16 protein-coding genes and 1 pseudogene are annotated in these 18,104 nt (G+C 66.3%); 10 read left to right on the top strand and 7 right to left on the bottom strand.

What is annotated here, in order from left to right:
* Positions 1–12: 12 nt before the first annotated feature.
* Complete coding sequence (locus A5636_RS19330) at positions 13–717, top strand: NUDIX hydrolase (RefSeq protein WP_065160243.1); 705 nt, start codon at positions 13–15, stop codon at positions 715–717.
* Between the two features lie 195 nt (positions 718–912).
* Positions 913–2,262 (top strand): lipase family protein, encoded by a 1,350-nt coding sequence (locus tag A5636_RS19325; protein ID WP_065160242.1) that lies wholly within the window; start codon positions 913–915, stop codon positions 2,260–2,262.
* 6 nt (positions 2,263–2,268) lie between these two features.
* Here A5636_RS19325 and A5636_RS19320 read toward each other — a convergent pair whose 3' ends face one another.
* From A5636_RS19320 to bioB, 3 genes are read right to left on the bottom strand one after another with little or no spacing between them, the layout of a single operon-like run.
* Positions 2,269–2,928 carry a DUF2567 domain-containing protein gene (locus A5636_RS19320; RefSeq protein ID WP_065160241.1) on the bottom strand — a complete coding sequence of 220 codons (660 nt, stop codon included), beginning with the start codon at positions 2,926–2,928 and terminating at the stop codon, positions 2,269–2,271.
* On the bottom strand, positions 2,925–3,161 hold the full coding sequence (locus A5636_RS19315; RefSeq protein WP_155763900.1) for a hypothetical protein: 237 nt from the start codon (positions 3,159–3,161) through the stop codon (positions 2,925–2,927). Before A5636_RS19315 ends, A5636_RS19320 begins: the two co-directional genes overlap by 4 nt.
* A gap of 15 nt (positions 3,162–3,176) precedes the next feature.
* The gene (bioB, locus tag A5636_RS19310; protein WP_065160240.1) at positions 3,177–4,226 is read right to left on the bottom strand and encodes a biotin synthase BioB; all 1,050 of its coding nucleotides are present in this window, start codon (positions 4,224–4,226) and stop codon (positions 3,177–3,179) included.
* Positions 4,227–4,446: 220 nt separating this feature from the next.
* On the opposite strand from bioB, the gene A5636_RS26645 reads away from it, so the two are divergent.
* From A5636_RS26645 to A5636_RS19295, 4 genes are all read left to right on the top strand, one after another.
* On the top strand, positions 4,447–4,590 hold the full coding sequence (locus tag A5636_RS26645) for a hypothetical protein (protein WP_172827275.1): 144 nt from the start codon (positions 4,447–4,449) through the stop codon (positions 4,588–4,590).
* Between the two features lie 114 nt (positions 4,591–4,704).
* Complete coding sequence (locus A5636_RS19305) at positions 4,705–6,486, top strand: hypothetical protein (RefSeq protein WP_081287897.1); 1,782 nt, start codon at positions 4,705–4,707, stop codon at positions 6,484–6,486.
* Positions 6,487–6,490: 4 nt separating this feature from the next.
* Positions 6,491–6,856 carry a hypothetical protein gene (locus A5636_RS19300; RefSeq protein WP_065160239.1) on the top strand — a complete coding sequence of 122 codons (366 nt, stop codon included), beginning with the start codon at positions 6,491–6,493 and terminating at the stop codon, positions 6,854–6,856.
* The gene (locus A5636_RS19295) at positions 6,853–8,220 is read left to right on the top strand and encodes a hypothetical protein (RefSeq protein WP_065160238.1); all 1,368 of its coding nucleotides are present in this window, start codon (positions 6,853–6,855) and stop codon (positions 8,218–8,220) included. Before A5636_RS19300 ends, A5636_RS19295 begins: the two co-directional genes overlap by 4 nt.
* Here A5636_RS19295 and A5636_RS19290 read toward each other — a convergent pair.
* From A5636_RS19290 to A5636_RS19275, 4 genes are read right to left on the bottom strand one after another with little or no spacing between them, the layout of a single operon-like run.
* Positions 8,217–8,729: a 2'-5' RNA ligase family protein gene (locus A5636_RS19290; RefSeq protein ID WP_065160237.1), complete on the bottom strand. Its 513-nt coding sequence runs from the start codon at positions 8,727–8,729 to the stop codon at positions 8,217–8,219. The two genes, A5636_RS19295 and A5636_RS19290, sit on opposite strands and share 4 nt — an antisense overlap.
* Positions 8,729–9,406, bottom strand: a complete 678-nt coding sequence (gene bioD, locus A5636_RS19285; RefSeq protein ID WP_065160236.1) for a dethiobiotin synthase — start codon at positions 9,404–9,406, stop codon at positions 8,729–8,731. Before bioD ends, A5636_RS19290 begins: the two co-directional genes overlap by 1 nt.
* Positions 9,403–10,551 (bottom strand): 8-amino-7-oxononanoate synthase, encoded by a 1,149-nt coding sequence (locus A5636_RS19280; protein WP_065160235.1) that lies wholly within the window; start codon positions 10,549–10,551, stop codon positions 9,403–9,405. Before A5636_RS19280 ends, bioD begins: the two co-directional genes overlap by 4 nt.
* A gap of 6 nt (positions 10,552–10,557) precedes the next feature.
* A complete protein-coding gene (locus A5636_RS19275; RefSeq protein WP_065160234.1) occupies positions 10,558–11,862 on the bottom strand; it encodes an adenosylmethionine--8-amino-7-oxononanoate transaminase in 1,305 nt (434 codons plus the stop codon).
* Between the two features lie 84 nt (positions 11,863–11,946).
* Here A5636_RS19275 and A5636_RS19270 point away from each other — a divergent pair, with 84 nt between their 5' ends.
* From A5636_RS19270 to glgX, 4 genes and pseudogenes are all read left to right on the top strand, one after another.
* The gene (locus tag A5636_RS19270; RefSeq protein ID WP_065160410.1) at positions 11,947–12,372 is read left to right on the top strand and encodes a hypothetical protein; all 426 of its coding nucleotides are present in this window, start codon (positions 11,947–11,949) and stop codon (positions 12,370–12,372) included.
* Positions 12,373–12,705: 333 nt separating this feature from the next.
* A pseudogene (gene ripD, locus A5636_RS19265) lies at positions 12,706–13,377 on the top strand (NlpC/P60 family peptidoglycan-binding protein RipD); the annotation flags it as partial.
* Positions 13,378–13,722: 345 nt separating this feature from the next.
* On the top strand, positions 13,723–15,867 hold the full coding sequence (locus tag A5636_RS19260) for an acyltransferase family protein (protein ID WP_065160409.1): 2,145 nt from the start codon (positions 13,723–13,725) through the stop codon (positions 15,865–15,867).
* Between the two features lie 42 nt (positions 15,868–15,909).
* Complete coding sequence (gene glgX / locus A5636_RS19255; protein ID WP_065160232.1) at positions 15,910–18,102, top strand: glycogen debranching protein GlgX; 2,193 nt, start codon at positions 15,910–15,912, stop codon at positions 18,100–18,102.
* The last annotated feature ends 2 nt before the right edge of the window (positions 18,103–18,104 follow it).

The raw sequence follows: 18,104 nt of genomic DNA, 5'->3' as shown, positions 1-18,104 counted from the left end.
ACAATCGAAAACATGCTTCATACTAGCACCGAGCACGAAGTACTTGCGGTCGTGTTCCAGGTTCGTATGGTCGCCAAGACACCACGGGGTCAAAAACCGCAGTTGAACGTGCTGTTATGGGAGCGAGCCCGGGATCCCGAACGTGACAAGTGGTCACTGCCGGGCGGACTACTGCGCAACGACGAGGATATGACCACCTCGGTCCGCCGCCAATTGGCCGAGAAGGTCGATCTGCGCGAGGTCGCGCACCTCGAGCAACTCGCGGTGTTCTCCGAGCCCAACCGGGTCCCCGGCACTCGCATGATTGCGTCCACCTTCCTGGGGCTGGTGCCCTCCCCCGCAACGCCGGAGCTACCGCCGGACACCCGCTGGCATCCAGTGGATTCGTTGCCGTCGATGGCATTCGACCACGGCCCCATGGTGACCCATGCGCACGCCCGGCTGGTGGCCAAGATGTCTTACACCAACATCGGGTTCGCCTTAGCGCCAAGGGAATTCGCGCTGTCTACGCTACGCGACATCTACGGCGCCGCCCTCGGCTACCAGGTGGACGCGACCAATCTGCAGCGGGTGTTGGTCCGGCGCAAAGTGATCACCCAGACCGGCACCATCGCCCAGTCCGGCCGCAGCGGCGGCCGCCCGGCAGCGCTCTACCGATTCACCGACTCGCATTTGCGGGTCACCGACGAGTTCGCCGCGCTCCGCCCGCCGGGTTAGCCGCGGGACGGGGCGCCACCCGCGAGTTGGTTTCGACGCAGGCGGCCTCGACCTGTACATTATCTAAGAGCTGTTTAAGAAACTGCTGGCGCGGCAGGCGCTGGTGCTGGAATCAGACTGGCCGGCGGCGCCACCACCCCGCTTGATCGGGTTAGAACGCGTAGGAGCACGCCTAGGGCCTCGAAGGGAGCCTTGATGGTCGAGCTCGCCAAGGACGCAAGCGCGGTCGGACCCGAAGGGCTGCACTGGATCGGGCGGCCACCGCACGAGGAGTTGCAGCGCAAGGTTCGCCCGCTGCTGCCCAAGGACGACCCGTTCTATCAGCCCCCAGCCGGCTTCCGGCACGCGGCGCCGGGCACCGTGCTGCGGTCGCGCGACGTCGAACTGGCGTTCCTGGGCTTGATCCCGCAGCGCATCATCGCCACCCAGCTGCTGTACCGGACGACGGACATGAACGGGAATCCCGAGGCGACCGTGACGACGGTGCTGGTCCCCGCCGAGACGGCGCCGGGCAAGACCGTCCCGCTGATCTCCTACCAGTGCGCGATCGACGCCATCACGTCCCGCTGCTTCCCGTCCTATGCGCTGCGCCGCCGCGCCAAGGCCATCGGATCCCTGGCGCAGTTGGAGCTGTTGTTGATCTCCGCCGCGGTCGCCGAAGGATGGGCGGTCTCGGTACCCGACCACGAAGGACTCAACGGCCTGTGGGGCGCACCCTACGAGCCGGGGTACCGCGTCCTTGACGGTATCCGCGCCGCCCTGAGCTCGGAGCGGTTCAATTTGTCCCCCGAAGCACCGATCGGGCTGTGGGGTTACTCCGGCGGTGGACTGGCAAGCGCCTGGGCCGCCGAACTGTGCGCCGAGTACGCGCCGGAGCTGGACGTCGTCGGTGCGGTGCTGGGATCACCGGTGGGCAACTTGGGGAACACCTTCCGCCGCCTCAACGGCAGCCTGCTGGCGGGTCTGCCCGCACTTGTGGTCGCAGCACTCGCGCACACGTACCCGGACCTGGATCGGATGATCAAAGAACACGCCAGCGACGCGGGCCGGGAGCTGTTGCTGAGCCTGGAGAAGATGACGACGGCCGAAGCGGTCGTCCGGATGGCACACCTGGACTTGGGCACGTTCCTCGACGAACCGCTCGAGGACATTCTGGCCATGCCTGCGGTGGCGCATGTCTTCGACAGCACCACCCTGGGCGTCGCGGTGCCCACGCCGCCGGTGCTGATCATTCAGGCCGTGCACGACTATCTCATCTCCGTCGACGACATCGACGTGTTGGCCGACGCCTATTCCGCGGGTGGCGCCAGGGTCACCTACCATCGGGACGCGTTCAACGAGCACATGCTGCTGCACCCGCTGTCGGCTCCGATGGCGCTGCGCTGGCTCATCGACCGGTTCGCCGAGCGGCCGCTGACCGACCATCTCATCCGGACCAAGTGGCCCACCATGTTCAACCCGGTGACCTACGTCGGTATGGCGCGCCTCGGTGTTATCGCGGCCAAGGTGATCACAGGCCGCAAGATTCACCGCCGCCCGCTCTGATCGCAATCAGGGAATTGGCGCCGGTGGGACTGACGGCACCACGACCACCCGCCGGTTGACCGGCGGATAGGCGCCGAGGTCGTCCCGAACGGTGCCGCTGGCGCACAGTGCGTAGATCAGCGACCCTGCGGCGACCGGCGATAACAGCGTGGCCAGGATCTGCAGGGGCAGATGGCCGAAGAAGACCGGCGGCGCCTGGTTGACGTATGTCAGGTGGTGTTCGCCGCCCGACAGTGCCACGGTGTCGAAATCCAGCGCCCCGTAACGCAACCGGACCAGCGCCGCTCCCACACCGGCGGCCGTGGCGGCGGCGCCGATCAGCCCGACAGCGAGCGCGACCACCATCTCCGGCCCGCGGTGATCCCGCCACAGCCACACCGCCACCGCTGCCACCACGGCCATCACGCCGAGTAGGCCCAGCAGCAGAAACGGCGCCACGAAGAAGTTCTGCGACTCGCTGCCGAGGTATTCGTGTACCCGCTCCCCTTTGCGGCTGATGGCCACCACAGCTTGGACCGGCGGTGCGATTAACGCCCACAGCGCGCCCACCAGGGCACCGCAGGCGCTCAGAACCAGCACCACAATGCCGAGAGCCCGGTTGCGCGAGGTGCGCGGCCCGGGCGGCCGGCCCGGCGGGGGCGTCTCGGAAACGACGTGCTCGGTCATCGCTGCGCCTCCAGGTCGGCGGAGTCGACCTGCCCGTGCCGGGAACACCGGGCCCACCACCCGTCGGGACGGACTTGCACGATCATCCGGCGACCGCACTCGGCGCAGAATCGCGGCGGCTCCAGACCCAACTGCGCCGCGGTGGGTGTGGCGCTCCCCGCCAACTCACCTGTGTAGACGTTGTAGACGCCGGCAGCCACCGGACCGCCCATGTCGCCCGTCACGATCGTCATCTCTTTCAGGCCGGCTCAGAGGCTGGCGTTCAACGCCTTGATCGGCATCTGCAGATCCTCCAGCAGCTCCAGATCCGCCTCGGCGGGCCGGCCGAGAGTGGTCAGGTAGTTGCCGACGATGACGGCGTTGATGCCGCCCAGGATCCCCTGCTTGGCGCCGAGGTCGCCCAGCGTGATCTCGCGGCCGCCCGCGAAACGCAACATGGTCCGCGGCAACGCCAGGCGGAACGCGGCGACCGCCTTCAGGGCTTCGCTGGCCGGCAACACCTCCAGGTCGCCGAACGGGGTGCCCGGCCGGGGGTTGAGGAAGTTCAGCGGGACCTCGTCGGGATCGAGCGCGGCCAGGTCGGCGGCGAATTCCGCGCGCTGTTCCAGCGTCTCGCCCATGCCCAGAATCCCGCCGCAGCACACCTCCATGCCGGCTTCGCGCACCATCGACAGGGTCTGCCAGCGTTCTTCCCAGGTGTGGGTGGTGACGACGTTGGTGAAGAACGAGCGGGCGGTCTCCAGGTTGTGGTTGTAGCGGTGCACACCCATTTCAGCCAGCCGATCCACCTGATCGGCCGTTAGCATGCCCAGCGAGCAGGCGATCTGGATGTCGACCTCGTTGCGGATCGCCTCGATGCCGGCGGCGACCTGGGCAAGCAACCGTTCGTCGGGTCCGCGGACTGCGGCAACGATGCAGAACTCCGTCGCACCGGACTTGGCGGTTTGTTTGGCTGCCTCGACCAGGCTGGGTATGTCGAGCCACGCGCTTCGCACCGGGGACTGGAACAACCCGGACTGGGAGCAGAAGTGGCAATCCTCGGGGCAGCCCCCGGTCTTGAGACTGATGATGCCCTCGACCTCGACCTCGGGACCGCACCAGCGCATCCGCACGTCGTGGGCCAGCGCCAGCAGCTCCTCAAGCCGGTCATCGCTTAGCTGCAGGATCGCCAGCACCTGATCCTTGCTCAGTCCCTCGCCGCGCTCCAGCACCTGCTCGCGGGCCACCGCAAGAATGTCACCGTCGCCGGCGCCATCGATGCCGGCGTCGCTGGTCGGTCGAGTTGGCGCTTGGGTCACCAGGTACTCCCTGCTTCTTGATCGCAGGCGCGCGTTGCGGCCGCAATCTGCGTCTCTGGCCGCGTTTCTGACGGCGGCTCGGATGGAAAAGCGTTCAGGTCAGGGTAACGGTCCCTAGGACGACGGATGCGCCGCGGGCATCCGACCAGCGGTCTGGCCGTGCTCGGCCTGCACGGGGCTTGCACGGGTTGGATCACGTGCGGCAGGGTATGAGTTCCTCATGACCGAACTGCATGTCGAGTATCTGGCCGACCACGGTGTTTGGCTGGCGATACCGGCGTTGACGCCGGCCGTGATTGTTGTCGGTGTGGTGCTCTACATTGCGATGCGTAACCGAAAAAGCTCCAGCAAAAAGCAGGATTGACCGGCGCCTCATGTGGGCATAACAGGTTCGTCCTAGTCGGCCGTGCGCAAACGGGAGGCGATCGCGGTGGATTTGTCAGTGGTTGCGGAGGCGCCTGCAGCTGGCGGTGCCGAACTGAGTCAGGTAATCGGGCTTTCGGTCGCGGCGCTGATCATCACGCTGATCATGCTGGCCATCGGCTGGGCGCACCGCACCCGTCGAATCATGTGGCTGGAGAAGTTCGCGGACTGGCTGGGTGTCAAGTTCAGGCGCCCGTCCTGGGTAGCGCTGCCGGTCCTGGTGTACACCACGTCGATCATCTGCGCGCTGTTCGGCTTTATCTGGGATGTCAGCTGGCATATCGGTGAAGGGCGCGATCCCGGTCCGCTGGCCAACCCCGCGCACTACTTCATCATCATCGGTCTGTTCGGAATCTTCCTCGGCGGCATGATCGCCATCGCGCTGCCCTTCAACGAGCCCGGTCCCGCGGCGGTCCGCATCACCGATAACTGGCACGCCCCGGTGGGCGGCGTGTTGATGGCTGGGTGCGGAATGTATGCGCTGTTCGGCTTCCCCCTCGATGACATCTGGCACCGGATCTTCGGCCAGGACGTCACCTTGTGGGGCCCCACCCACCTGATGATGATCGGCGGCGCAGGGCTGTCGTTGTTCGCGGTGCTGATGCTCGAATACGAAGGCGGGCGTGCGCTGCCCGACGCTCCACCCGAGAAGCCCTTCGTCAAGTTCTTGCGTTACCTGTCCTGCGGCGGACTTCTGATCGGTCTGTCGGTCTACCAGATCGAATACGACTTCGGTGTCCAGCAATTCCGCCTGGCCTTCCATCCGATGATGATCGCCGGCGTCGCCGCGCTGGGACTGATTGTCGCCCGCATGACACTCGGCAAGGGCGCGGCAGTCGGGGCAGCTCTGTTCGCCATCGTGCTGCGCGGCGCCGTCGCTTTCACCGTCGGGCCCATCCTGGGCGCGCCTCTGAACTGGTTCCCGCTGTATCTCGGGCCCGCGCTGGTGGTCGAGATCATGGCACTCACCCCACTGTTCAAGCGACCGATCGTCTTCGGCGCCGTCACCGGCCTGCTGGTGGGCACCATCGGTCTCTGGCTCGAGTCACTGTGGATCGGAGCCGTCTACCACTACCCTTGGCCCACCAGCATGTGGGGCGAGGGATTGGCGATGGCGGTGCCGGTCGCAGTGATGATGGGCGTCTGCGGCGCAATGACCGGGATGGTGCTCACTGGACAGCGCTTGCCGCGCCGGGCCATCGGCATTTCACTTGTCGCCGCGACGGTAGTGGTAATCGGCGGTGCGGTGGCCAACGGTCTGCACATCGTCATCCCCAGCAAAAACACCGCCACCATCAAGCTGAGCGAACTGCCTAGCGAGCCCGGGAAGCGCATGGTATCGGCGGACGTTCAGATCAACCCTCCGGATCTGATCAAGGACGATCCCGACTGGGTGTCTATCACGTCCTGGCAGGGGAAGATGGAGAACAACCGCGGTCTGTTGATCGACCGCCTCGAGCGGGTCGGTCCAGGGCACTACCGCACCACCGAACCGATCCCGGTTTGGGGTTCCTGGAAGACGCTGCTGCGGGTGCAGGACGGGTACACCATGACCGCGGTGCCGATCTACGAACCGGCCGACGAGGCGATTCCGGCTCCCGAAGTTCCGGCCCAGCCCGTGATCACCCGCCCGTTCGTCCTGGAGAACACCATCCTGCAGCGCGAACGCGACCCGAGCGCCCCCGAGTGGCTGTTCACCGTCGGCTCCATTTTGGTGCTGATCTTCACGCTGATGGTGATCGCCGGCCTGACCTGGGGTGCCGGGCGGATCAATTCCGAGGTGACCAAGCCGAAACGGGTGGAGGAACAAAAGCACCCCTTGCCAGAAGCGGCGTAGCTCGATGACAGCTGGACGCACTCTCGCCACGGCGTGGGCGGGCCTACTGACCTGCGTGTTCGTCGCGTGCGGTGGTAACTCGCCGAGCAAGCCCCCCGCCCAGGGCTTGACGATCGACGTGACCATCGCGAACGGGCAGGTCACCCCGACCAACGCCACCTTGCAGGCCAAGGTCAAACAACAGATTGTCCTGCACGTCACCAGCGACACCACCGACGAACTGCACGTGCACTCGGTGCCAGACCACAAGTTCCAGATCGCCGCGGCACCTCACCAGACGTTCGAGTTCAGCGTCGACGTGCCCGGCAGTGTCGATGTCGAGTTGCATCACCTCAAGCGGACGATCGCCACCATTCAAGTTCAGCCGTGACCGGTCCCCACCCTGTGTCGGTGCTGGCGCACGGCCTCGGTGGGTCCAACGACCTTCCGGTGCCGTACACGTTCGCGTTGATCGGGGCGGCCTGGGCACTGACATTCACTTTCGCGTTGGTGGCGCTGGCCTGGAAACGGCCGCGCTTCGACCCGGACAAGCCAGGACGTCCGCTCCCGGATGCGGTGACCACCGTGGTCGATTCCCGCATTACCCGCTGGATTGTCGCGGGATTGGCGTTCCTGTTCGCCGTCTGGGTGCTGATGGCGGGGATTTGGGGCCCGCAGACCCAGGCCAACGGCCTGCTGGGCGCGTTCTACGTGCTGCTCTGGGTCGGATTGGTAGCGCTGTCGCTGATCTTCGGGCCGGTGTGGCGAGTGATCTCACCAGTACGCACCGCGTATCTGCTGTTGCGTCGCTGCCTGCCCGAGCGCCTCAGTCGGCCTCGGTTCACCTATCCGGACAGCTGGGGGTACCGGCCGGCGGCATTCGGGCTGTTCGCCTTTGTCTGGATGGAGTTGGCGAGTCCGGATTCGGCCTCACTGACCGCCGTCAAGACGTGGCTGCTGGTGTACACCCTCGTCTTGTTCATCGGGGCGTGGCTGTGTGGTCAGCGCTGGTTCGCGCGCGTCGACCCGTTCGGTGTGTACAGCATGGCCGTGTCCCGACTCTGCCCGTTCTGGCGAAACCCGGAGACGGGCAAGATCGTCATCGGCAACCCGTTCGACCATCTGCCGTCGCTGCCGGTGCGTCCTGGCGTAGTGCTGATGCTCGCGGTGCTGCTCGGCTCCACCGCTTTCGACAGCTTTTCCGCGGCGCCGACCTGGCGCAATTTCGCCGACGGGATGGTCCGTCAAGCGCCCGGTGTTCCCGAATCGCTGACCTCGTCGGCGCTGCGAACGGTCGGGCTGCTCTTCTTCGTTTCGGTTGTGGCGGTGACGTTTTCGCTTGCGGCGCGTGCGACGGGCGGTGTCGACGCCGACCAGCGCCGGGCCCTGCCCGGTCAGATGGCGCACTCGCTGATTCCGATCGTGGTGGGATACATCTTCGCCCACTACCTGACCTATCTGGTGGAGCGCGGGCAGCAGGCCGTCATCGCCCTGGCCGATCCGCTGGGCCGCGGGTGGAATCTGTTCGGGCTTGCCGACGCGCATGTCGCCTACGTGCTGTCGACGCACCCCGCGGTGCTGTCCACGATCAAGGTCGCCTGCGTGGTCACCGGGCACATCGTGGCGGTCATCGCTGCGCACGACAAGGCGCTGCGGCTGTTACCGAAAGACCATCAGCTCACCGGGCAGCTGACCATGATGCTGGTGATGGTCGGCTACACGTTCATGGGGTTGTACCTGCTGTTCGGGGGCTAATGGCCGATCCGGTACTCGACGCGCTGGTCACCGTCCCAGCGACGTAGACCGGTCAGAAGCCCGTCGAATTGCGAGGGCTTTCCCGCCAGCTCCACTGCCCGGCCCAGGACGGCGCCATCGAGCCGGCGCGCCAGCGTGACGTGTGCCGTCCATTGCCCGGGCAGGCTGTTCGCCATCGGTTCCGGGACCAGGTGCCGACCGCAGATTCGATGTACTTCGGCGTGCAGATCCAGCAGCTCGCCGGAGGCCACGATCAGCCGGGTCAGCACGACATTGCCGCGGCCGAACACCACCGGTGCACCAATCACACAGCGCAGCGGAAGCCGCTTCACCACCGGACGCAGAAGCTCGTCTACCTCGGCGCCGATTCGCCGGGCCACGGCCACCGTCACGTGTGGGCGCCCGGGCGGGATCCGGGCGGATAGGCCTGCTGCGGCCAGGTCGTCCCACATCCGCCGGATCGCGGCTTCGGTATCGGAGTCGAACAGCAACTCGATCGAATGCGCCATCAGCCGACCAGCGTCGCTACCCAGTCGCGATCGAACGCCGCGGCGCTGACGGCGGCGAAGTCCACGCCGACCGAGGCTGCCGCGGCGGGCAGCACGGCCCGCACCGGTGCCAGCCTGGACAACGCCGACCGGTTGGACTCCTCCACCGGCCCGGGCCGCACCGGCCAACTGCCGATGACCAACCCTGCGCACGGCACGTGTTGTGCGGCAAGAGCTTCCAGGGTCAACGCGGTGTGGTTGAGGGTACCCAGCTCCGCACCGACCACGACCAGTGCCGCGGCGCTCAGCTCGACAGCCAGATCCCGCAGGGTGCAACCAGCGGCAGCCAGCTCGACCAGGACTCCCCCGGCGCCCTCGACCAGCGTCAGGCGTCCGGGCCTGTCGACGCCGCGGATCAGGTGCAGCAGCTCCTCGCGAGTGGGCAGCGGCATTCCGGCCAGCTCGGCGGCAGCGGCGGGCGCCATGGGCAGCGGATACCGGGCCAACCCCGCCAGTTCGGTGACCCCGGACAGGCGGGCGATCTCGGCGAGATCATCGTCACCGTCTCGGGTGCCGGTCTGCACCGGTTTGCACACCGCCACGTCGACGCCGACCTGCCGGGCATGCGAGGCCAACGCAGCGGTGGCGACGGTCTTTCCGACCCCCGTGCCGGTCCCGGTGACAACCAGGACGGTCAACGGCGCACGCCGGACAACACGTCAGTGAGTACGCGGCGCGCAAGGGCGAGTTCGTCGGCGCTCAAGGACGCACGCGCGGTAAGCCGCAGCCGAGACGTCCCGGCCGGAACCGTCGGGGGCCGGAAGCAGCCGACCTTCACCCCAGCGTCCAGACAGGCCGTGGCCGCCGCCAGCGCCACCTCGGGATCACCGAGGATCACCGACACCACGGCCGACTCCGGAACCTGCGGGACGTCACAGACACGGGCGAGTTCAGCGGCATGCCGGAGCACGGCATCCGGGCGCCAGGGTTCCGCGTCGAGGACCCGCAGTGCCGCCAGCGCGGCACCGACCGCGGCTGGGGCCAGTCCGGTATCGAAGATGAACGGCCGGGCGGCGTCGATCAGGTGAGCCCGCACCGACGGGGGGCCGAGCACCACGCCCCCCTGGCTGCCCAGCGCCTTGGACAGGGTCGTGGTCATCACCACGTCGGGTGCGCCGGCCAGGCCCACCTCATGCAGCAGTCCGCGCCCGCCGCCGCGCACGCCGAGCCCGTGCGCCTCGTCCACGATGAGCAGGGCCCGGTGCCGTCGGCACGCGGCGTGCAATTCGCGGATCGGCGCCAGCGCGCCGTCGGCACTGAACACGGAGTCGGTGATGACGACGGCACGCTCTTCCTGGCGGTCGGCCAGCACCGCTTCCACCGCGTCGACGTCGCGATTCGGTGTCACCACGACGCGGGCCCGCGACAGCCGACAAGCGTCCACCAGGGAGGCGTGCGAGAACGCGTCGGATACCAACAGCGAACCCGCCCCCGTCAGGCTCACCACCGCGCCCAGGTTGGCGGTGTATCCCGAAGAAAACACCAAACCCGTTGCGGCACCGACATATTCTGCCAATTCAGCCTCGAACTGCTGGTGCAGTTCGGTGTCGCCGGTGACCAGGCGAGAGCCGGTGGCACCGGCACCCCAGACCCGCAGCGCCTGCACGCCGCCTTCGATCACATCCGGGTGCTGGGAGAGCCCCAGGTAGTCATTGGAGGCAAGATCCAGCTCGGTGGCCACGGCAGCACGGGGCCGCAGGGCGCGACGCAACCCGGCTTCGCGCCGCTCGGTCTCCACCGCTGTCAGCCACGCCAGCGGGGAGGTCGTCTCGATCGGTGCCATCGCGGTTCAGCCTACGAGGCGCGCGACCTGCACCATCGCCGAGGTGATCTGCGCGATCTCGACCGGCGTGCAGATATACGGCGGCATCACGTAGATCAAGTTGCGGAAGGGCCGCAACCAGACACCGCGTTCGATGGTCGCCGGCGTAGCGACCGTCAGATCGACCGGCCGGTCGCATTCGATAACGCCGACGCCGCCGCAAACCCGCACGTCGGTCACGCCGGGCAGCGCCCGCGCCGGTTCCAGGCCGGTCAGCAGCCCGCCACCGATCTCGGCTACCCGCGCCCGCCAGTCCTGGCTCACGAGCAACTCGACGCTGGCCACCGAAACGGCGCAGGCCAACGGGTTGGCCATGAACGTCGGACCGTGCATCAACGCGCCCGCCGCACCGGTACTGATGGCGTGCGCTATCTCGGCGGTGCACAAGGTCGCGGCCAAGCTGAGATACCCGCCGGTGAGTGCCTTGCCGACGCACATGATGTCCGGGCTCACTCCGGCGTGGTCGGCGGCGAACAACTCCCCGGTACGGCCGAAACCCGTTGCAATCTCGTCGAAGATCAGCAACACCCCGTGTCGGCGACAGATGTCGCGCAGGTCGACCAGATATTGCGGGTCGTGGAAGCGCATCCCGCCCGCTCCCTGCATGACGGGCTCGACGACCACCGCGGCCAGTTCGGCCGCATTCCGGGCCAGTTGCGCCTCGAACGCCGCGCTGTAGTCCGGGTCGTAGTCACGCGGCACCTGGGGCGCGAAAACCTGGGCGGACAGGACGTCAGTCCACAGCGAGTGCATCCCGCCGTCGGGGTCGCAGATGCTCATCGGGGTGAAGGTGTCGCCGTGATAGCCGCCGCGCCAGGTCATCAGTCGTCGCTTTGCGGGTTGACCGATGCTGCGCCAGTACTGCAGCGCCATCTTGACCGCGACTTCCACCGACACCGAGCCGGAGTCACTGAGGAAGACGGTCTCCAGGCCGGCCGGGGTGATCTGCACCAGCAACTGGGCCAACCGGGCCGCGGGCTCGTGGGTGAGACCGCCGAACATGACGTGGTTCATGGTGGCGAGCTGGGCGCTCATCGCTTCGTCGAGCACCGGATGACCGTGACCGTGAATGGCGGTCCACCAGGAACTCATCGCGTCGAGAACCTCGACCGGTGCGCCGTCCTGGATGAGTGTCAACCAGGCGCCGCGCGCACCGACTGCCACCACCGGCGGTATCGCTTCGCTGCCGATGGTGCTGTAAGGGTGCCAGAGGTGAGCGGCGTCGATCGCGCTGATCTGTGCGGGTGTCCACCCGGGGCCGCCCGGTGCCATGGAAGCCGAGACTAATGCAGCGGTCAGGCCCCCCGGCTGCCCTATCGGTCGCAGAAAACCGGTTCATCGGGAAACATGCAGGACATGGCTGCACCTGACGAGTCTCAGCAGGAGCACGACTCGGCGCAGCAAGCACCCGAAGGAAGCGAGCCGCGGATCATCCGACTGCGGTTGGTCCCCTGGGACGTGGTCACGATGGTGATCCTGCTGGCGCTGCTGATCTGCGCGCTGACGTTGACGAGTTGGCCGACGCGGCTGTTCGCGTTCACCGAGAACGTCTGCCAGGGCGAGGATTGCGGACTGGTGCCCTTCGGCGCCGACTACTACATCTACCCCCTGGTCTGGGGCGGTATCGGTGCCGCGGGCACCACGGCGTTGCTGGGCCCGGTCGTGTCGTCGGTGAAAGGCTGGTTCATGTGTTTCTGGCCGGTCGTCTCGGTCGCCGTCCTGAGTCTGGCCTCGGTGGTCGGCCGAGCACTCACTGACTTCAGTAGCAACTACTGGCATTAACTACTGGCGCTAACCACTGGCGCTAACCACTGGCACCAACTACGGCGTTAGCCGCCGGAGCACGTCACGCCAGGGCACCCCTTTGAGACCGAAATCACAACTGCTGTCACGGAATTGGCCCCGCTCATCACCATCGGGTCACGTTACGACAAAGAATGTTTCGTGACTCTGGCGGTCGCTTATCCCTGTTGCCAAAGTGTCTGTAGTGACTAGTGTGAATAGAGCGGCCTGACCGCCGATCTCTCACAACCGTCATCCAGCGGCGCTCGGCCCCACTGTGGCGGCCGGGCCCGAAATGGCCTCCCGAAATGGCCTTAGGAAATGAGGGAACAAATGAAACGCGTCTACGCCTTTGCGATCGGTCTGGTCATGGTGGTGGCGCCCATAGTGACCATCGGACCAGCAACAGCCGACCCCTACACCCGGCCGATGGACTACCAACAGGTCACCGACACCGTCATTGCACGAGGACTTTCCCAGCGCGGCGTGCCGTTCTCCTGGGCCGGCGGCGGTGTCACCGGCCCGACTCGCGGCACCGGCTCCGGAATCAACACCGTCGGGTTCGACGCCTCGGGCCTGATGCAGTACGCGTACGCGGGTGCCGGGCTCAAGCTGCCTCGGTCCTCCGGTCAGATGTACCGGATCGGCGAGAGGGTACTGCCGCAGCAAGCCCGCAAGGGTGACCTGATCTTCTACGGACCGGAAGGCACGCAGAGCGTCGCGATGTACCTCGGCAACGGCCAGATGCTGGAGGTCGGCGACGTCGTCCAGGTCTCGCCCGTGCGCAGTAACGGCATGACGCCCTACCTTGTGCGGATCCTCGGGACACAAACTGCGCCGGCAGCCCCGGCCCCCGCACAGCCCGCTCCGGCTCAACCGGCGCCCGCCCAGCAAGCGCCCGCTCAGCAGCTGCCCACGCAACAGGCTCCCATGCAGCAGCTGCCGACGCAGCAGGCTCCCCTGCAGCAGGTTCCCGGCCAGCAAGCGCCGCTGCAGCAGATCCCGGGGCAGCAGGCGCCGCTGCAGCAGGCACCGGCGCAGCAACTGCCGGTGCAGCAAGCGCCGCTGCAGCAACAAGCACTCGCCCCGCAGGCACCGGTGCAGCAGCTACCCCAGCAGGCACCGTTGCAGCAGGTACCCGCCCAGCAGGCGCCCGCCCAACCGGTACCGACCCCGCCGCTGCAGCTGGTTCCGGTGCAACCGGTTCCCGCGGTGCCCGCCCGGTAACCCCCGCAGCACCGCCACCGCCACTTGCTCCTCTCCGACGGCGCCACGTCAACGAGAGCACGAGCGGCTCGCCCGAACGAGCGCTCAGGAGCAAGTGGCGGTTTCGGTAAGTTAGCGGTGATCATGCAGACGCAGACACCGCTTCCCTTACCGGCTACCAGCACGGAGCCGGACGCAATGGGGACCCGTACTGCGGGCTTCTACCGCCACGACCTCGACGGCTTGCGCGGGATAGCGATCGCGTTGGTGGCCGCCTTCCACGTCTGGTTCGGACGGGTGTCCGGTGGAGTGGATGTCTTTTTGGCGCTGTCCGGTTTCTTCTTCGGCGGCAAAGTTCTTCGGTCCGCGCTCAGCGGGTCGCTGTCGCCGGTGACCCAAGTCGTACGGCTGGTGCGCCGGTTGCTACCGGCCCTGGTGGTGGTCCTCGCCGGGTGCGCACTGCTGACCGTGCTGATCCAGCCGCAGACGCGGTGGGAGACATTCGCCGATCAGAGTCTGGCCAGCCTCGGCTACTACCAGAACTGGGAGTTGGCCCACTCGACGGCGGACTACCTGCGCGCCGGGGAGGCGGTCAGCCCACTGCAGCACATCTGGTCGATGTCCGTGCAGGGTCAGTTCTATCTGGCGTTCCTGTTCCTGATCGCCGGAATCGCATATTTGTTGCGCGGATTAGCGGGCAAGCACCAGCGAACCCTGTTCGTGGTGGTGTTGAGCGCGCTGACGGTGGCCTCGTTCGGCTACGCGATCGTGGCCCATCGCACGTATCAGCCGATCGCCTACTACAACAGCTTTGCGCGTGGCTGGGAACTGTTGCTGGGCGCGCTGGTCGGGGCCCTGGTCCCCGTCATCCGTTGGCCCATGTGGGTGCGCACCGTGGTGGCGACGGTGGCGTTGGGCGCAATCCTGTCCTGCGGCGCCCTGATCGACGGCGTCAACGAATTCCCCGGGCCGTGGGCACTGGTACCCGTGGGTGCCGCCATGCTGATGATCCTGGCCGGAGCAAACATGGCGGCCCGGCCGGACACTCGCGGCCGCATGCCCGCACCCAACCGGATCCTGGCGGTCGGTCCGCTGGTCACCCTCGGGGCGATGGCGTACTCCCTGTACTTGTGGCATTGGCCGCTGCTGATCTTCTGGCTCGCCTACACCGGCCACAAGCACGCCAACTTCATCGAAGGTGCAGCGGTGCTGCTGGTGTCGGGCGTGCTGGCGTACCTGACCACCCGGCACGTCGAGGACCCGCTGCGCTACCGGCCCACCGCGCAACGTGCCGCGTCGATCCCGTGGCGGCAGCGCATGCGCCGGCCGACGATGGTGTTGGGGTCGGTGGTCGTGCTGCTGGGTGTCACGCTCACGGCGACCTCGTTCACCTGGCGTGAGCACCTGATGGTCGAACGCGCGTCCGGCAAGGAGCTCAGCGGGCTCAGCGCGAACGACTATCCCGGGGCGCGGGCGTTGGTCGATCACGTGCGGGTGCCCTCACTGCGGATGCGACCCACCGTGCTTGAAGTCCGGGAGGACCTACCGGCTTCCACCCGGGACGGTTGCATCAGCGACTTCGCCAACCCCGCGGTGGTGAATTGCACATACGGCGACGACAACGCGCCCAGAACCATCGCCCTGGCCGGTGGCTCCCACGCCGAACACTGGCTGCCCGCGCTGGACCTGCTCGGCCGTCTGCACCACTTCCGGGTGGTGACGTATCTGAAGATGGGCTGCGCGCTGTCCACCGAACAGGTCCCGCTGATCATGGGCAACAACGCCCCCTATCCCCAGTGCCGGGAATGGGTGGAGACGACCATGGCCAAACTGGTCAGCGACCGTCCCGACTACGTGTTCACCACCTCGACGCGGCCCTGGAACATCAAACCCGGTGACGTGATGCCCGCGACCTACATCGGAATCTGGCAGACGTTGTCCGACAACAATATTCCGATCCTGGGTGTGCGCGACACACCCTGGCTGGTCAAGGACGGCAATCCGTACAACCCCGCCGACTGCCTGGCCAAAGCCGGCAACTCGACCTCCTGTGGCATCAAACGCAGCGAGTTGCTCAGCGAGCACAACGGCACGCTGGACTTCGTCGCCCAGTTCCCGCTGCTGAAACCGCTCGACCTGTCCGACGCGATATGCCGACCCGACGTCTGTCGCGCCGTGGAGGGAAACGTGCTCATTTACCGTGACCCTCATCACCTGACAGCGACCTATATGCGAACACTTGCACCTGAGCTGGGCCGGCAGATCGCGGCAATCACCGGTTGGTGGTGAGGACACCCTCCGGCGCCACCTTGTCGGCATTAAGGTCAAGTGATGGCTTCCACCGAGCGAGGAACCGAAACTGCGTTCGACGGGGCCGACACGCCGCCCGCGCTGACGACGGTCTGGCCCGGCACGCCGTTTCCGCTCGGCGCGACGTATGACGGTGCCGGCACGAACTTTTCGTTGTTCTCCGAGGTTGCTGACCGGGTTGAGCTGTGCTTGATCGCGCGCGACGGCACCGAAACCCGGATCAACCTCGACGAGGTCGACGGGTACATCTGGCACTGCTACCTCCCCTACGTCACGCCCGGTCAGCGTTACGGGTTCCGGGTACACGGCCCGTTTGACCCGGATGCCGGTCTGCGGTGCGATCCCAGCAAGCTGCTGTTGGACCCGTACGGCAAATCGTTCGTCGGCGACTTCGACTTCGGGCAGGCGCTGTTCTCCTATGACCTGGCGGCCGCTGCCGAGGATCCTTCGGCAACCGGCACTCCCCCGATGGTCGATTCGCTGGGCCACACCATGACCTCCGTGGTGATCAACCCGTTCTTCGACTGGGCGTCGGATCGGGCACCGTGCACCCCTTACCACGAAACGGTGATCTACGAGGCGCACGTGAAGGGCATGACCCAGACACACCCCGGCATCCCGCAGGAACTGCGTGGCACCTATGCCGGATTGGCGCACCCGGTGATCATCGACCACCTCAAGTCACTGAACGTCACCGCCATCGAACTGATGCCCGTTCACCAGTTCATGCACGACCATCGGCTACTGGACCTGGGATTGCGAAACTACTGGGGCTACAACACATTTGGCTTTCTTGCCCCGCACTATCAGTATGCGGCCACCCGCAAGCCCGGCGGCGCGGTCGCCGAGTTCAAGTCGATGGTGCGCAGCTTCCACGAAGCCGGCATCGAGGTCATCCTCGATGTGGTCTACAACCACACCGCCGAAGGCAATCATCTCGGCCCGACCATCAATTTCCGCGGGATCGACAACGCCGCCTACTACCGGCTCGTCGATGGGGATCTGCGCCACTACAAAGACTTCACCGGCACCGGCAACAGTCTCAACGTGCGCCACCCGCACACCCTGCAGCTGATCATGGACTCACTGCGGTACTGGGTGCTGGAGATGCACGTCGACGGCTTCCGCTTCGATCTGGCGGCCACGCTGGCTCGCGAGTTCTACGATGTCGACCGCCTGTCAGCATTTTTCGACCTGGTGCAGCAGGACCCGGTCGTCAGCCAAGTGAAATTGATTGCCGAGCCATGGGATATCGGTGAAGGCGGCTATCAGGTCGGCAACTTCCCAGGTTTGTGGACCGAATGGAATGGGAAATACCGCGACACTGTGCGCGACTACTGGCGGGGCGAGCCCGCAACCCTGGGCGAATTCGCTTCCCGGCTGACCGGGTCGTCGGACCTGTATGAAGCCACCGGCCGCCGTCCGAGTGCCAGCATCAACTTCGTCACGGCTCACGACGGATTCACGTTGCATGATCTGGTGTCGTACAACGAAAAGCACAACGAGGCCAACGGCGAGGACAACCGCGACGGCGAAAGCCACAACCGGTCCTGGAACTGCGGCGTCGAAGGCCCCACCGACGACCCGGACATACTCGAAGTGCGTTGCCAGCAGATGCGAAACTTCTGGGTGACGCTCATGGTCAGCCAGGGCACCCCGATGATCTCCCACGGTGACGAAATCGGACGCACCCAGCTCGGCAACAACAACGTGTACTGCCAGGACTCCGAATTGTCGTGGATGGACTGGTCATTGGTGGAGACGAACGCCGACCAGCTGACCTTCGCCAAGAAGGTGACGCGACTGCGTAGGAAGCACCCGATTTTCCGCCGGCGTCGCTTCTTGCAGGGCCAGCCGGTGCGAAGCGGGCCCGACGGCCACGACATCGCCTGGCTGACCCCGTCCGGTCAAGAGATGACAGTGCAGGACTGGGACAACGACTTCGGCAAGAGCATTGCGGTGTTCCTCAACGGCCGGGCGCTGCCCGAGCCGAATCGTCGCGGCGAACGCGTGGTCGACGACTCGTTCCTGCTGTGCTTCAACGCTCACGACCAGGAGGTCACCTTCGTCATGCCGCTCGGTGACTACGCCCAACAGTGGACGGTCGAGTTGGACACCACCAGCCCGACCGGTGTCGCCGAACGGGTCGTCAGCCGGGGCGAAGAAGTTTCGCTGGCCGGCCGTTCCGTTCTCATCCTACGTAAGACGTTGTGACT

Source organism: Mycobacterium asiaticum, from assembly GCF_001673315.1.
In the GTDB taxonomy this organism is placed as follows: domain Bacteria; phylum Actinomycetota; class Actinomycetes; order Mycobacteriales; family Mycobacteriaceae; genus Mycobacterium; species Mycobacterium asiaticum_B.
This window is presented reverse-complemented; position numbering and strand designations above follow the sequence as displayed.

Excerpts from the sequence above, each read along its gene's own strand:
- A5636_RS19315 (WP_155763900.1), bottom strand. The coding sequence starts at position 3,161 with ATGACGATCGTGACGGGCGACATGGGCGGTCCGGTGGCTGCCGGCGTC.
- A5636_RS19300 (WP_065160239.1), top strand. The coding sequence starts at position 6,491 with ATGACAGCTGGACGCACTCTCGCCACGGCGTGGGCGGGCCTACTGACC.
- A5636_RS19260 (WP_065160409.1), top strand. The coding sequence starts at position 13,723 with ATGCAGACGCAGACACCGCTTCCCTTACCGGCTACCAGCACGGAGCCG.
- A5636_RS19290 (WP_065160237.1), bottom strand. The coding sequence starts at position 8,729 with ATGGCGCATTCGATCGAGTTGCTGTTCGACTCCGATACCGAAGCCGCG.
- A5636_RS19325 (WP_065160242.1), top strand. The coding sequence starts at position 913 with ATGGTCGAGCTCGCCAAGGACGCAAGCGCGGTCGGACCCGAAGGGCTG.
- A5636_RS19330 (WP_065160243.1), top strand. The coding sequence starts at position 13 with ATGCTTCATACTAGCACCGAGCACGAAGTACTTGCGGTCGTGTTCCAG.
- A5636_RS26645 (WP_172827275.1), top strand. The coding sequence starts at position 4,447 with ATGACCGAACTGCATGTCGAGTATCTGGCCGACCACGGTGTTTGGCTG.
- glgX (WP_065160232.1), top strand. The coding sequence starts at position 15,910 with ATGGCTTCCACCGAGCGAGGAACCGAAACTGCGTTCGACGGGGCCGAC.
- A5636_RS19280 (WP_065160235.1), bottom strand. The coding sequence starts at position 10,551 with ATGGCACCGATCGAGACGACCTCCCCGCTGGCGTGGCTGACAGCGGTG.
- A5636_RS19320 (WP_065160241.1), bottom strand. The coding sequence starts at position 2,928 with ATGACCGAGCACGTCGTTTCCGAGACGCCCCCGCCGGGCCGGCCGCCC.
- A5636_RS19275 (WP_065160234.1), bottom strand. The coding sequence starts at position 11,862 with ATGGCACCGGGCGGCCCCGGGTGGACACCCGCACAGATCAGCGCGATC.
- A5636_RS19270 (WP_065160410.1), top strand. The coding sequence starts at position 11,947 with ATGGCTGCACCTGACGAGTCTCAGCAGGAGCACGACTCGGCGCAGCAA.